Source organism: Fibrisoma montanum (assembly GCF_003583365.1).
GTDB classification, from domain to species: domain Bacteria; phylum Bacteroidota; class Bacteroidia; order Cytophagales; family Spirosomataceae; genus Fibrisoma; species Fibrisoma montanum.
The window spans coordinates 349,129-364,516 of record NZ_QXED01000007.1; the positions used below are offsets into that span (position 1 = coordinate 349,129).

Consider the following 15,388-nt stretch of genomic DNA (forward strand, 5'->3'; position numbering starts at 1 on the left):
GCATAGAACCTTGTTATACAATAGGTTAGCTGTAGTCAAAACTGAACCCCTCTCTGCTATGAACACGGCTACAAACGTACTGAGATCATTAGGCTGCACAGTGTACGCTTTTCAGTTTATCAAAGTTAATTTCCTGCCTATCTTCGGCTTAGGACTTGTCGCGGCCTTTGGCCGGGCTATTCAGCTGAAAGCATTCGGTCCGATCAGCCCCCTGACCCATACGTCGCTGGAGGTTGTGATTGAGAGCGCCCGCATCCTGCTTTTTTTCTATGCGCTTGGGCTGACAAACGTGCGAACGGGCTTTACCAAACTTGCTCAGTTCGTCAAAGACAAAGCAGGGCGAAGCGCAGGCTGGCGCTTAGCGGTCAAAAATCTACGAGAGCGCTGGCTCACCATGCTGATTAACTTCGTTGCCTTTCTGCTCATTGCGTGGCTGTTCAATGCGCTGATCAACCACATTGCTTACGAAACCTGCCTGTACATTACCCTACAGAGTCGCCAGCTGCTTTCGGAGCACAGTTCAGAGTGGGTTTTGATTCTGTTCTTCAAAAACATTTCAGTCATTCCCTTTACGTTGATCTTCCAGGCCATCCTTATTCTCTGGCTTACCAACCGATTGCCTACTTCCTTAACCTGAGCGCATTACCGGCCCTAAAAACCCACTTATTGCCAGCCCCCACCCAGGGCCCGGTACACACTGACCATGGCCCTTAGGCGCTGTTGCCTAATTTCGGCCAACGTCAATTCAGCCTGCAACACATTGCTCTGGGCGGTGATCACTTCCAGGTAGTTTGCCAGACCGCTGGTAAACAACAGCCGGGCGTTGGCGATGGCCCCCTTCAGGGTAATAACCCGGGCTGCAGCCACCTGTTCCTGCTGTTTCAACTTGTCTACCTGAACAAGCGCGTCCGACACGTCCCGCACGCCGTTGGTGATGGCCTGCCGGAATTGAATAACGGCCTCTTCCTCCTGAATCATAGCCACTTCCAGTTGCGTTTTAAGTTGTCGACGCTGGAAGATGGGCTGCGTCAGGCCACCTGCCACGGTGTAGAACAACGAGGATGGCAGTAAAAACCAGTTGCTGGCCCGAAACGCGTTCAATCCGCCACCGGCCGTAATGACCAGCGCAGGGTACAGGTTCGCCTGGGCCACGCCAATCCGGGCATTGGCCGCAACCAGGCCTAACTCGCTGGCCCGGACGTCGGGGCGATTAGCCAGCAGTTGAGTCGGAACGCCCGACAACAAGGTATCGGCCACTGGAAAAGCATCCAGGCCGGTCGAGCGGGGAACGCTGCCCGGCATGTCGCCCAGCAACTGCCGCAGACCGTTCTCTTCAATCACGATAGCCTGCTCCAACTGCGTCTGGAGTAATGCCGCCGTTTGCCGTTGTGCCTGCGCTTGCTCGACAGCCAGTTCGGTCACTTCGCCCCCATCCTTCTGGAGCTGAATGACCCGCACGATCGTGTCGCTAAGGGCCAGGTTCCGTTTCGCAATGGCCAGCTGCGCATCGAGCAGCAGCAGGTTAAAATACCCATTGGCTACGTTAGCAATCAGGTTGGTCTGTACGGCTTTGGCAGCTTCTTCCGTTTGCAGGTACGTAGCCCGCGTTGCTTCGTTTTGCCGCCGGATCTTCCCCCAGATGTCGGCTTCCCACGATAGGACAATGTTCGCCGAATAGTCCTCCAAATGCCTGCTGCCCAGGAATGTTTCCAGACTGAGTCCGTTCAGGCTGTTCTTCGACGGAGTAATGGTCGAAGCGGTGATCTGGCCGTTCACGGCTGGTAAAAAGGCGTAGCGGGTCTGCCGGACGTAAGCCCGGCTTTCCTCGATACGCTTCATAGCGAGTTGTAGATCAAAGTTGCCCGTCAGCGCCGTGCTGATGAGTTGCTGCAAGTCAGGATGGCTGAAAAAGTCGCGCCAGGGCACCCGGGCTACCGTTGCCGAATCAGTCGTTGCGGCCGACCGGTATTGCGTTGGTACGGCAACGCCGGGGCGCTGGTAATTCTGCCCGACTTTGCAGGCCGAGATGAATAACGTCAGGAGCACAAAGCTTAGGTAAGGCAGGCTCCTTGAAAAGTGAATGAGTTTCATTATATGGAAGATTAGTCTTCACGTAACCCTCCACCAATCCGGTAGAAGGTTCGTGTTTCATTAAATCGATGCATGAGTATCGGCCAGTTCCTCCTCCAGTTCGGGCTGAGTCCGCTGCGTACGACCGCTGATTCTCTCCTGTAATTTCTGGAAAATGACGTACAGCACCGGGACGATAAAGACACCCAGCACTACGCCCGTCAGCATGCCCCCGGCCGTACCGATGCTGATCGAATGGTTCCCCTTAGCCGACGAACCCGTGGCGCTCATCAGCGGAATAAGTCCCACGATAAAGGCGAACGACGTCATCAGAATTGGCCGTAGTCGTAGTTGGGCAGCTTCCAGCGCCGATGCCATTAGAGCCATACCCGCCCGGCGTCGCTGAACGGCGTACTCAACGATCAGAATGGCGTTCTTGGCCAGCAGACCGATAAGCATGATCAACCCGACCTGCACGTAGATGTTGTTGTCGATACCCGCCAGATTGATCGCCCAGAAGACACCCAGCACACCCGTCGGTACGGACAGAATGACGGCCAGCGGCAGCAGGTAGCTCTCGTACTGAGCCGCCAGCAGGAAGTAGATGAACACCAGGCTGAGCAGGAAGATCAGACCCGACTGGTTACCGGCCGAAATCTCCTCGCGGGTGATGCCCGTCCACTCGTAGGTATAACCATTGGGCAGGTGCCTGGCGGCAACTTCCTCCACCGCCCGAATCGCATCCCCTGAACTGTAGCCGGGTTTGGGTATCCCGTTGATGACAACGGCGTTAAACAGGTTGTTGCGCGTGACCACTTCAGGACCGTAAACGCGCTTCAGCGACGCCACCGTGGTCAGCGGTACCATCTGCCCGGTCGTATTTTTGACATACACCCCGTTCAGTGACGAAGGATCGGCCCGGTACGGACTGTCGGCCTGCGCAATTACGCGGTAGAACTTGCCGAACCGGTTGAAGTCGGACGCGAACGTACTGCCGTAGTAGACCTGCATCGTTTGCAGAATATCCCCCGTCGATACGCCTAACTGCTTGGCTTTTTTGGCGTCAATCTCCAGCGAATACTGCGGTGTACCCGTATCGAAGGTGGTGAAAGCCGCGGCAATTTCCGGGCGTTTTCCCAGTTCGGCGAGGAACTGAGTAGCCGTGCTGTTAAGCTTGTCGAGCTTCCCGGCCGTCCGGTCCTGCAGCACCATCTCGAACCCATCGACGCTACCGAAGCCGGGCACTGTCGGGAAGGTAAACACATCAACGTGACCTTCACTGACCTTGGCCAGCTCCCCATTGATGGCCCCCATCACCGCGTCAAGATTCTGAATCGGTCCGCGTTCGGCGTAGGGTTTGAGGTTGATAAAGCCGACGGCATACGACGGACTAACCGAATTGGCAATGATGTTGAAGCCGCTGATGCCGTAGTGGCTGTGAACAGCGGGCATCTGATTCATAATCTGCTCAACGCGGTCGGCTACTTTCTGCGTGCGCTGCTGCGAAGCCCCCGCCGGTAATTTCAGCGAGTAGACAATGAACCCCTGGTCCTCGGACGGAATGAACCCGGTGGGTGTTTTGCGCATGATCCAGACCGTCGTGACGATGACCAGCGCCAGACCGCTTAAACCAACCCATTTGTGCCGAATCAGCATACGAGTAATGCTGACGTACCGTTTAGTTGTGGCTGTAAAGCCCGCGTTGAAAGCCGTAAAGAAACGACTCGCCAAGCCCTTTTTACCGGTCTGGTGCTCACTATCGGTGTGCTTATTCGTCAGGATCAATGCACACAAGGCCGGACTCAGCGTCAGGGCGTTGACCGCCGAAATGAAGATCGCAATGGCCAGCGTAAAAGCAAATTGCTGGTAAAATACCCCGGCCGGGCCTTTCATGAAGCCAACCGGCACGAATACGGCCGCCATAATGAGCGTGATCGACACGATGGCACCCGATATTTCCTGCATCGAACGTAACGTAGCGGTCTTGGCCGATTGCTTGCCCTGCTCCATCCGTGTGTGTACAGCTTCTACCACCAGAATGGCGTCGTCCACGACAATACCAATCGCCAACACCAATGCAAACAGGGTCAGCAGATTGATCGTAAAGCCGAACAGCTGCATGAAAAAGAACGTACCGATAATCGCGACCGGCACGGCAATGGCCGGAATCAGCGTCGAGCGGAAATCCTGCAAAAACAGGAACACGACGATAAAGACCAGCACAAAAGCCTCAATCAGCGTGTGCGACACCTGGTCGATGGCTTCGTCGAGGAACGTTTTGGTACTGTATTCAACCGCGTAGTGAATGCCTTTCGGAAACGATTTGGTGGCTTTGTCCATGATTTCCAGCATTGCCACCTGAATGTCGTTTGCGTTGGAACCCGCCGTCTGATAGATCGCAATGCCGGTAGCGGCCTTCCCGTTCACCTTCGTGTTTCCGCTGTAGGTGAAGGAGCCAAATTCGAGACGGGCTACGTCTTTCAGCAGGATGGTCGAGCCATCGGTATTGGCCCGCAACACGATCTGGTCGAACTCTTCGGGCTGCGTGAACTTACCCTTGTATTTGATCACATACTCGAAGGACTCCGCGCTGCTTTCGCCAATCCGGCCCGGAGCAGCTTCGAGGTTCTGATCACGAATCGCGGCCAATACCTCCTGGGGCGACAGTCCGTAAGCCACCAATCGATCAGGTTTCAGCCACACGCGCATGGCGTAGTCCTTCACCCCAAACACAACCGCCTGACCGACTCCCTTGACCCGCTGCAACTCCGGAATGATGTTGATCTTGGCGTAGTTCTGCAGGAACGTCTCGTCGTAAACGGCCTCGGTGCTGATCAGGTCGAGGAACATAATCAGGCTGTTTTGTAGCTTCTGGGTTGATATACCGGCCTGCACCACTTCGGCGGGCAACAGGCTGGTAGCCTTCGCGACGCGGTTCTGTACGTTCACGGCTGCCAGGTCGGGATTGGTACCCAGCTCGAAGAACACGTTGATTGCCACCGACCCGTCGTTACCCGCCGACGAGGTCATGTAGGTCATATTTTCGACCCCGTTGATGGCTTCTTCCAACGGCGTTGCTACGGAACGAGCCACTACTTCGGAGTTCGCGCCGGGGTACGAAGCCGTCACCTGAACACTCGGTGGAGCAATGTCGGGAAACTGCGCAACTGGCATGGTCACTAAGGAAATAATCCCCAGAATGACCAATAGAATAGAGATGACCGTCGCCAGAACCGGTCGTTCAATGAATAGTTTAAGCATAGCGGATTGCGGTTGCCGGGGTAGCTGATGCCCCGGCAACCTTTCGTTAAATGAGATGAATTACAGAGCTGAGGTTAGCTGATTGGTATCTTTCGTGACAAGCCTGGGTGTAATCACGTCGCCGTCGTGCAGGCGGTCCAGTCCATCGCGCACAATCCGTTCGCCGGGATTAACTCCCTGCCGGATGAGGTAGAAATTGCCGCTTTTCCCGGCAATCTGAATCGGACGGCTCTCCACCTTGTTGCTGTCGGCCACGGCGAAGACAAACACCCGGTCCTGGCGTTCAAAGGTGGCTTCCTGCGGTACGACGACGGTTTGGCCGTGCGGCTGCGGAATCCGAACGCGGCCCGTTATGCCCGAACGTAGCAGACCCTGCCCGTTGGGAAACACCGCCCGGAAGCTGATGGCCCCCATCGACTTGTCGAACTGACCAGACACCATTTCGATCCGGCCTTTCTGGCTGTACGGGCTGTTGTCGGCCAGCAGCAGATCTACCGCCGGGAACCGCTTGATTTTCTCGGCCATGCTGCGACCCGGTGCCTGCTGGGTGAATTGTAGGAAGTCAACCTCGCTCATCGAGAAGTATGCGTACAGTTCGCGAACGTCCGAAATGGTTGTCAGCGGTTGCGGTTCCGCGCGACCCACCAGACTGCCCGGTTTGTAGGGCAACCGGCCAATGTAGCCATTAACGGGGGCCGTAATCAACGTGCGGCTCAGGTTTGTCTGGGCCGTACTGACCGTGGCCTTCGCCTGCTCAACGCTCGCTTTGGCTGCGTCGTAGGCTGACTGAGCCGCTTTGAGCTGCACTTCCGAAATAACCTTGTTCTGAACCAAAGGTGCCAGCCGGGCCACTTCGATGGCGGCTTTGTCCATATTGGCTTTGGCCGCCAGCAAACTGGCGCTGGCGTTGCTGAGCTGTTCGCGGTAGCTGCGTTCGTCAATGCGGAACAGCGGTTGCCCTTTGCGAACGGCCGCACCTTCGTCGACGTAGATTTTCTGCAGATACCCCTCTACTTGCGGACGAATATCAATGTTGACTTTACCTTCCAGCGTAGCCGGAAACTCCTGGTAGGTGGTCATGGAAGCGGTCTGCACCTGAACGACGGGCAGCGTTGGCGCCTGGACAGCGGCCGTCTGGCTTTGCTCTGCCGCCGAGCTACAGCCCAAAAGAAATAAAACGGGAAGGATGAACCGTGTGGCTTGACTACTAATTGGACGGATTAGGCTGTTGACCTGTTTCATTATGATTTGTTGTTTTGGGTGTGTAAAGAGGCTGGTTTGTCGGAGCAGTCCCTTAGTTTGTACAGCTTGCATAGCGGAGACGATGGGCCATCGATGGCCGTTGACGATGCAAAGGAGATGCCTACACACAGGCAGGGCAAGTATAGATGACGTATGTCGGTAATGGCAGGACGAATGCAATTGGTCCTGAATTTTTGGCTTAGCCTTTTGTCAGAAAGACGCGCCAGTAGCGTGTGTAGCCCCCCGGAAGCAGATCTGAACAATACGGTAGGGTCCCCAGAACGGACTAAAGCATACCTTCCGGCAGGAGCTTAGCTCTCCCGTTTCGGCAATACCAGATGACCGGTTGTTTATTTTTTGCGGGGATACGTACCGACCTTGGCCGGGCAGACAACCGATCAGAATCAGTACGTTCTATCACCATCCAGCCTGCATGGGCTTGAATGGCCTGTATTTGATAATATAACAATGACATGCTTCCGCATGTCATTGTACAGTTGAGAGATATGTCTTTACGGCTGGACCTTCACCCTTGGATAGTGTTCTCCAGATCGATCAGCAGGTAATTATAGAAGAATGCACTGAGGACTTTACGGAACCCGAACCGGATCGTCCGGACTGTTGTAATAGTCGGTCATACACTGGTTGAGGGGCGTACCGGTTTTGTGAATACAATTACAGAAGTTTTCCCCGGCCACGGTGCGGTTTGTGTTCTTGAATTGCCGAATGCATTGTGGCAACGTATTGCGGGGCTTGATGCTGTAAAGGCTCGGAATACCCACCACACAAATCACCACAGCGGCAAACACGCCCGTGAAGAACAGCGTCGGGAATTTGTTGCTCATTCGGGTATTTCCGGTTGCGGTAACTGAAGCGGGTAAGCGATTAAAGGGCAGGATGTATTTCCATTTCTCGTAATTCCAGCAGATCAGATACAGAGTAGCCAGCGTCATCAGCGGAGCCGTGAAAAGCGAGCCGTCGAACCGCACCGCATACGTCAGCATGCAAATATTCAGGATGATCGGGAAATAGAGGAACGCACCAAGGGTAACCGTACGCGGAATCAGCAGCAGGATAGCCGCCAATACCTGTACAACGCCGATAAAGGTGTAGTAATAACCCGTGTGATGTAAGGCCACCAGGTAACTCCCCATCGGATGATTGGCGGATAAGCCACTGGCAAAGCGTTCGTCCATGAGCTTTACGATGCCCGCCGGAATAAAGCCCGCTGCCAGCGCCAGCCGGTTAAAGATTGAAAAAAGCCAAAGCCATCTGTTTTGTCTGGCCTGCGCATGAAGCCGGTCAAGCGTCGAAGAAATAGGCATAGGTTGTAGGTCTCTTTCGTTCTAACTGCGATTGGCGGGAGCGTTTAAACGGGTAAATTTAATATTTGGAACCACCGGATTGCTTAAGTCGAGGGCCACAACCTTGCCGGTTTTGTCCCGACGAAAGCGTACGATAATCCCACTGAACTGAAACGTATCGGTGTCAATTGCTTTGAACTCCAGACTTTTCGCCGGCGCATGGTCAAGGCGCATCAACAGACCGTCGCCTTTAGGTTCAATCTGCAGCACGCTGCCAAGTTCATCGCTGCCAAACCGGCCGGTAAACGCCTGAAGATCGTCGGCTTTGGGGGTATATGCCTGTGCCCGGCGATACCGTGTTGTTTTGCCTTCCATGGACTTCAGTTCAACCTGGTCCTTCGACAGGTACTGTAATTCAAACTCATCGCCCGACATAAAAGTCAATACGGACCCCCAGCGTTTGAAGCGGTCGTTCGACTGGGCCACGAGGGCGGGGCCACCCGCCACACGCAGCCTGCCACGATCCACAACCAGGCGGAGTGGTTCGCCGGTACTCTCGCTGAAGAACATCCCTGCTCTGCTGCTTACCTCAAGACCCGCCGGGTCGACGCCTTCGGCCGCGATCGGTGGCAAGGCGTTTTCGTTGCCCTGATCGCTGGTTGCGGGCACGTATAGTGCGTAGATGCGATGGGCGAGCGCCGTCGTACTCATGGCGTCTGTATTGCACATAACAGCGATCGACAGGCCATGTTCAGGATAGCGGCCCAGCCACGTACTGTAGCCGCCCGCCCCGCCGGAATGCCAGATCTCCCTGGTACCGCGGTACGTATCGAGAAACAGCCCACGGGCATAGCCCAGCTTTCTGCCGTTGTTCAGCGTTGCCGGTTTGTGAAGCGTTTCGGTGACGTATTTACCAAGACGGCCGTTCGTCAGCGCGTCGTTCCAGATCAGGAGGTCGTCGGCGGTACTGAGCATAGCGCCACCACCGCCCCGGTCATTATCCAGTTTCATGGCCAACTTCCAGCCGGCACCATCCTTTTCATAAGCCATTGAGCGGTTTCTGATGGTTTTGCGCAGGTTGGTGTGGTAGGCAGTATTTTTCATGCCGAGCGGCTCAAACAGGCGCTTTCGCGTGAAGTCCTCGAACGACATCCCGCTCGTGCGGGCAACAATCTCCTTTAGCAGTACGTAACCGCTGTTTGAATACGAAAACTCAGCGCCGGGGACGAAATTAAGACTGCGCTGGCGGAGAATCAGGGTCAGGGCATCCTCATTCCCGGCCGTCAGCGGCAGGATACCGGTCCAATCCCGGATGCCGCTGGTGTGGGTGAGCAGATGGTCGATGGTAATCTTGTGGCCGTAGTTGGGCAATTGCGGAATGTGTTTGCGGACGTCGTCGGAAAGGGAAAGTTTACCCTCTTCGACGAGGAGCAGGGTCGCTGCGGCAACAAACTGTTTGACTACCGATCCGGCATCGAGGACTGACTGCGTGTTCAGTAATACGTCGCGTTCCAGATCCGCAGAGCCGTACGCCGTTTTCGCAATCACGTTCCCCTGCCGGGAAACGGCGCATATACAACCAGGTGAGGTGGGCGTTGCCCAACTGAAGATCTTGTCGATTTCACTCGTTTTGTCCTGTGCCAAAGCGGCCGTACCGGTAAGCAAGGCTATGAACACCGATGCTGCCAGGAGTGAGACGGACGTCTGCCTGTATTGGCCCGTAGTTCTGAGATTCATGTGATTTGTAGTTAAAAATACGATACGTTCACTTTTAAATTATTCTAAAAAGTACTTTGTAAAACAAAGTATAAAGTAAAAATTTTTTCCTTCATTGAATGGACAACCGGTCAGGTGAACAGTACGGATTGACGTTTTAGGCATTGGCCTCTCACCCATTGTCGCTGACACATCCTGCAAGCCTTTACCAGGCGAACCAGGAACTGCCTAACATCTGAAAGTACTTTGTGCAACAAAGTAAATGATTTACTCCTGAAATAACCAAACTGATGGTAAGTTTTAATTTAACTGCTCACCAAAACGGAGTTTGTTTCTCGAAGTTACCGACGGGGTCCACTAGGTAGCTGACAACCCTGGCATGAGGTTGGTTAGCTAATTGGTAACACGATGATGAATTCTGCGAATTCGCCCGGAGCGGTATTTACCTCCAGAGATCCACCATGCCCTTTGGTGATGATGTCATAACTCAATGACAGGCCTAAGCCCGTGCCTTCGCCTGTTGGTTTGGTGGTGAAGAAAGGCTGGAAGATTTTAGTCTTCACCGCTTCGGGAATGCCGGTGCCGTTATCCTTTATCCGAATTTCAATCGTATTGGTCAACCGATGGCTATTCAGCCAAACGGTCGGTTGATAATCAGGCTGGCCTGTCTTCTGCTTTTGTTGAACCGTGTAGAAGGCGTTATTAAACAGATTCAGGAAGACGCGTCCCAGATCCTGAGCCACTACAGTAACGGGTGGTACATGAGGAGCTAAGTCAATGATCAACTCGCAGCTGAAGGCTTTGTCCCTGGACCGAAACCCCTGGTAGGCGATCTGTAGATAGTCAGTGGCAAGCGTATTCAGGTTAGCAGGCTCCTTCTGGCCAGTACTGGTCCGGGAGTGCTCGAGCATGCCTTTAATGATAGCCGAAGCCCGACTGCCATGATGGGTAATCTTTTGCAGACTTTCGGATAGCTCGTCGGTGAGAATAAGCACCTCCTCGGTATCGCCAGCGGTAACAGCTTGCTTGAGTTCATCCGTCAGTTCGGTACCAAGTTCGGAAAAGTTATTGACGAAGTTGAGGGGATTCTGAATCTCGTGAGCAATACCCGCCGTTAGTTCGGCCATAGATGCCATTTTTTCTTTATGGATTAGCCGCTGCTCCTTAAGTTTTTGCCTGAACTGAAACAAGATAAAGAAGTAGATAATAACGCCGGCAAAGAGAAGAAGGTACAGGAAAAGCGTAGGCACAAACCACCATTTATGCAACAGATTACCTTCGACCGTAAAACTGAATTGAGCCGGCACATCGCCACTTTGCGTAGTCTTTACGAGAAAGGTATAATCTCCACCGTCGAGATGAGCATACTGCACTTGTGAACAATCGGTGCAGTCGACCCAGGTATAATCCAGACCGGTGAGTTTATAGGCGAAGGATTTTTGGGTGGGATTGCGCGAATTAATAAACCGGAAATGCAGATAGTTGTGATTGTAAGCGAGGGTAACCGGTTTTCCAGACTGTGGATTGATGGGAAAAAAGGCCGAGTCCATCTGATTATTGCCTGCTTCCACACTGATAATTTTAACCAGTGGACGGCTGGTTTGAGCCAGTGCCAATTGGCCTGTTAAAAGGAGTAGGAACGTAGCATAGTTCATAAAATGGGTTTATTTACCGGTCGCGTTGACTAAGCCAGAAAGCATAGGAATAGGCCCCGAACATCAGGATGGTCACGAAGGACCAGAACATGAAGTACTGTAAATAGATTGTTTGTGAGTAGTTAATGACAGGTCGGCTAAAAATGTCAAATGAACCCACTAAGTTGGCGATCACGATCCCGGCACTTATCCAGAACAGCGGTTGCCGACGTATATCATCGTCAATCTTCTCCAGAAGCAATTGGGTCAGATAATAGATAGCGATGACCATGACATAGAATTTCTCTACCGCATTGCTAAACCCATTGTTTGTGAGCCCTGAGATGAAAAAAGCATCCAGACCAATCAGAGGAATAAAGAAGATACCGCTCCACTGAATGACGTTACTGAACGTTTTATGCGTAATGACTGATGAATAGAGCCAGGCCATTATCAGCAAATCGAAACCTGAAAAAAGATAATAAAAGGTATTGGTAATCTTGAAGTTGACGGCCAGCAGACCTAAATCAAGTACCAGAGACAGGCATAGACCCGCTAATGCAATTTTTAGCGGTTTGTTCAGATGCCTGACCAAGTAAAGCCCAATTCCAACCGGAACGATAACGCCGTAAGTGGCTATGTATACCAGATACATAGCCACATCAACCAGTTTCATCAGCAGTACGTTAAATGGAGTTACTTCCTATTATTCGTCGAAACTGCCGAAAGGCGGGCAGCTTGGTTTTGGCGCAACATACCCAGGTTCCCCATCAAATGTCGAGAACGTTTTTGCTGAAGCTGTACCATCCCGTTTTTCTCCCTTGAAAATCAAGTGAAAACAAGTTCGATCAAGCGTACTGATTCGTACGGCAAGCGTTTTTTGAAACCCAAACGTAATCTTTACCTTATTGCATTGCTCAGCTTCAAATTCGGCGAGAACCTCCAGCAACCGGGCACGTTTCATATAGGCGCCCCACACAAAGTTCCCCTTTCCGTGAATGTGGCCAAACAGTTCTCTGAATTGCCTAACAAGGGTAAAATCCCGCGGACGGGGGGTTAAATCCATTGTTGTAATTTGGGTCGAGGATACCTGGTTCTCAAGCAGCTTATTAGCCAATCGGCTCCCATTATCACTGCCATCCAATCGGATTCCCTGCATAACCAAAACCATCTTTCTGATGGTCAGGTCAAAGCCATAATAGATACCTAAATGGCTGAATGAAGGATCCAATGAGTTAATAAAGCTCTGAAGACTGTCAATAGAAACAGGCTGAATAGTAAAGGTATCTTGCGAAATACTCCTGATTTGTTGTAAGCGAATAGGCGTGAGGTTAGTGGCTCTAACCATGTTACGGTCAATGGAGAGCTGGCTGATTCGAGTAATTTCCTCATCGAATTGGTCCGTCAAATTCTTGAGGTCAGCCAAGTCCGGTTTTTTTATTTCTTCTGGTTGTTCTGGTTCTAAGAATGGCCATATGCCATCTTTATTGTTAAAGATGGTAAACATCAATTCAATTTCAGCGGGAGTAGGAGGAGATGGCATCTTTTTTAAAATTTAGTAAGTAGTGAGTGAAAGGGTCAAGCTAAAATAATGATTATCAACAAATAAGCAATCACAGATCTAAGAAGCCCCGAATCTTGGGTAAACGATCATCTTCATGCTGTCCATTTAATGAATGCAACCGTTCATTAGCTATATGAAGCAGGCGATTACTTGCTTGCTCAACTAACCAAGCCTACCATCCAGGTCTCATGAAATGCGCAAATCTTGTACTGGTATATAAGAGGTTGGCATTGATGGCCGCTGAACAAAATTCCTTTAATTCTGATAAACGGTCGTTTTGATTCAGGCCAAATGTGTTCGTTTTCAGGCCAATTGCTTTCTACCTGCAAAGCGAAGCTCTGCTTAATAGGTAATCAATCAATACGCTTTCGTTGAAAGAAAGCATACCATCGCCAATCGTATGTTACTGATTGTAGTCGGACGTTTTTCTGAATGGTAACAGGGTAAGTGGAAGAGATTGAAAACAGCCCGTTTACTGGTTGATACTTAAATACATCAAGCAGCTTCAAACTATGAAGCCCGGGGAGACTGATACGCTGCCCAGTGAATTTCCAGCTTTTAAGATTCCTATTTCTGACCTTCAGCTACCGAATTCATCAGCCGAGGTCAATTACTCTACGTATAAACGGGTGGCACAGCGGTTAACTTCCCGGCAGCTTTATCCGGACTCACCCGCTCAGCATGAGTTTACATCCGTTGTTGTGTTTCCAATAGCCCGCTACAGCAAAGGTGTATTAACCGTTGAGGTGAACAAGCACCTGGTGCCCTATATGATTGACCTGAGCAAGGGCTATACTACAGGCGGCTTTGTCCCTCAACAGTCAATATGCTCAGCTGCTCTACACCCGGCTTTGTAAGTTCCTGGATACGGGCATCTGGCGGGTAAGTGTCGACGATTTGAAGATAATACTCGAAGCCCAGCAGTACACGCGATGGTCGAATTTCAAACAGACGGTGCTGGCGCGCTCAATGGAGGAAATCAACCAGAAAACGGACATTGACGTATCGGTCGCCGAAAAATGTGAGGGCCGTTTTATTGCGACGCTGATTTTTAGGGTCCGTCGCCAGGCCCGCAAAAACAACTCCGCATTCGATGCCTTCAACGAGGAGATGGATATGGTTTATGCACAGCCCGCAGAAGAGCTGCGTAGTAAAGCCTCACAGATACCTCCCTGGGAAATGTCGCATTTCTACAATCCGCTTCAACTGGGCAGCGGTAATTTTACGCCTAACGACATCACCTGACCATACCTTCTTGACGACTGTTTGCTGTTACTAATTGCTCAGTATGACTATGTACCCTAAACGAGTGTATCTAACGGTGTGGGCGATCCTCTTCACCTTAACCTGTGTCGGTCAGAACAACCGGCCCTATACGGCCTCTTTCGTTGGACGAATGGGTGTGGATACGGTTCTGGTTGAAACCTATACGATGATCAATAACCACCTCTATGGTAAAGCGTTTATCCGGGTTCCGGAAGATTACATCGGCGAGTTCAGCATTCATTTTTACCCCGATGGCAGCATCCGCGAATTCAACATAAATGCCATGAATCCGCTCAACAGTTCGCTGCCCTTCGAGGCAAAGTCGGGCGCTTTCGAGTATCGATTAAACATGAATTGCCGAAACGATACCTGCACCTACTATAACTCAGAAGCCGGCAGGGATTCAGAGAAACAGTTTCGCCACCCGGCCAGGAAAATGGATTTTGTCGGCGGTTGGGTTCCCTTAATCTCCCTCATGGAATGGCAATGCCGACGACTGGCCAAATCTGGGGGGCAGGCGCTCCCCTTAAAAATGATTAATCATAACATTGGCGTGTACGACATTAGGGTTCGTTACCAAACCAAGGACAAAATCTTGTTTGGTGGCCCCTTTTTAGAGTACACCACCATCAGCGTGAACCAGGAGGGCCGAATCCAAAGCGTGGATGGGATGGGAACACCCTGGAATTACAATGTCACCAAACACGTGCCCATTGACGTTGATGCGGTCGCCAGACGGATGACCCAAACACCGGGCATTGGTATTCCCTCGCCAACCGAATCCCTACAGGCCAGCATCCAGCAGTCAACAATTACGCTCACCTATGGACGGCCCTATAAACGAGGCCGGGTGATTTTCGGGGGTGTGGTGCCCTACGATTCTCTATGGCGTACCGGAGCCAATGGGCCAACCACGATCACGGTCGAAAATGATATTCACATCGAAAAAAGGGTACTCCCCAAAGGCACCTATAGTATCTATACCATTCCCAAAGTGGCTGAATGGGTACTCATTTTTAGCACTGATCTTACCCATTGGCCCACTGATCCCGACCGGACAAAAGAACTCGTTGCGGTACGTATTCCCGTCCGCAAATCAACCGATATAAAGCAGCAGTTTACCCTTGAACTGAAAGAAACGCCCAAAGGCGGGCAACTCAGGTTGATGTGGGATGATGTGGTTGCAACAGCGGATTTTGCCATCGTCAGGTAATACAAAAGTTACCTCTTCTGCTTGGTTCTGACTGGTAGCCCGTCAGGCAATCGCCAGCTCGCAAATGCCGCCCGGATGAACCCCGTCAAAAGCTTACGCACCGACAATATGCACTCGT

General features: G+C 51.9%; 12 protein-coding genes. 4 read left to right on the plus strand and 8 right to left on the minus strand.

The genetic code is table 11. The features are described 5' to 3' along the window. The first annotated feature begins 58 nt into the window (after window positions 1-58). A complete protein-coding gene (locus DYU11_RS24060) occupies window positions 59-637 on the plus strand; it encodes a hypothetical protein (RefSeq protein ID WP_119670275.1) in 579 nt (192 codons plus the stop codon). Window positions 638-663: 26 nt separating this feature from the next. Here DYU11_RS24060 and DYU11_RS24065 read toward each other — a convergent pair whose 3' ends face one another. The 8 genes from DYU11_RS24065 to DYU11_RS24100 form a co-directional block, all read right to left on the minus strand. Beyond that, window positions 664-2,091 carry an efflux transporter outer membrane subunit gene (locus DYU11_RS24065; protein ID WP_199736774.1) on the minus strand — a complete coding sequence of 476 codons (1,428 nt, stop codon included), beginning with the start codon at window positions 2,089-2,091 and terminating at the stop codon, window positions 664-666. A 60-nt stretch (window positions 2,092-2,151) separates the two neighbouring features. Beyond that, complete coding sequence (locus DYU11_RS24070) at window positions 2,152-5,331, minus strand: efflux RND transporter permease subunit (RefSeq protein ID WP_119670276.1); 3,180 nt, start codon at window positions 5,329-5,331, stop codon at window positions 2,152-2,154. Between the two features lie 60 nt (window positions 5,332-5,391). Further along, window positions 5,392-6,498, minus strand: a complete 1,107-nt coding sequence (locus DYU11_RS24075) for an efflux RND transporter periplasmic adaptor subunit (RefSeq protein WP_229366006.1) — start codon at window positions 6,496-6,498, stop codon at window positions 5,392-5,394. Between the two features lie 665 nt (window positions 6,499-7,163). Further along, window positions 7,164-7,898 (minus strand): DoxX family protein, encoded by a 735-nt coding sequence (locus DYU11_RS24080; protein WP_119670278.1) that lies wholly within the window; start codon window positions 7,896-7,898, stop codon window positions 7,164-7,166. Between the two features lie 21 nt (window positions 7,899-7,919). Next, on the minus strand, window positions 7,920-9,614 hold the full coding sequence (locus tag DYU11_RS24085) for a serine hydrolase (protein WP_119670279.1): 1,695 nt from the start codon (window positions 9,612-9,614) through the stop codon (window positions 7,920-7,922). A 368-nt stretch (window positions 9,615-9,982) separates the two neighbouring features. Further along, on the minus strand, window positions 9,983-11,248 hold the full coding sequence (locus DYU11_RS33920) for an ATP-binding protein (protein WP_119670280.1): 1,266 nt from the start codon (window positions 11,246-11,248) through the stop codon (window positions 9,983-9,985). A gap of 13 nt (window positions 11,249-11,261) precedes the next feature. Further along, complete coding sequence (locus DYU11_RS24095) at window positions 11,262-11,903, minus strand: hypothetical protein (protein ID WP_119670281.1); 642 nt, start codon at window positions 11,901-11,903, stop codon at window positions 11,262-11,264. A 30-nt stretch (window positions 11,904-11,933) separates the two neighbouring features. Then, entirely contained in the window at window positions 11,934-12,770 is an 837-nt protein-coding gene (locus DYU11_RS24100) for a hypothetical protein (RefSeq protein ID WP_119670282.1), read from the minus strand. A 533-nt stretch (window positions 12,771-13,303) separates the two neighbouring features. Between DYU11_RS24100 and DYU11_RS33980 the strand changes: the two genes are divergently transcribed. Genes DYU11_RS33980 through DYU11_RS24110 form a run of 3 tightly spaced genes read left to right on the plus strand, consistent with a single transcriptional unit; the run spans window position 13,304 to window position 15,270 of the window. Next, window positions 13,304-13,648, plus strand: coding sequence for a replication initiation protein (locus DYU11_RS33980; RefSeq protein ID WP_374755999.1), 345 nt, complete (start codon window positions 13,304-13,306; stop codon window positions 13,646-13,648). Beyond that, a complete protein-coding gene (locus tag DYU11_RS33985; protein WP_374756000.1) occupies window positions 13,599-14,036 on the plus strand; it encodes a replication initiation protein in 438 nt (145 codons plus the stop codon). The genes DYU11_RS33980 and DYU11_RS33985 overlap by 50 nt, the downstream gene beginning before the upstream one ends. A gap of 49 nt (window positions 14,037-14,085) precedes the next feature. After that, the gene (locus tag DYU11_RS24110) at window positions 14,086-15,270 is read left to right on the plus strand and encodes a DUF2911 domain-containing protein (RefSeq protein ID WP_119670283.1); all 1,185 of its coding nucleotides are present in this window, start codon (window positions 14,086-14,088) and stop codon (window positions 15,268-15,270) included. The last annotated feature ends 118 nt before the right edge of the window (window positions 15,271-15,388 follow it).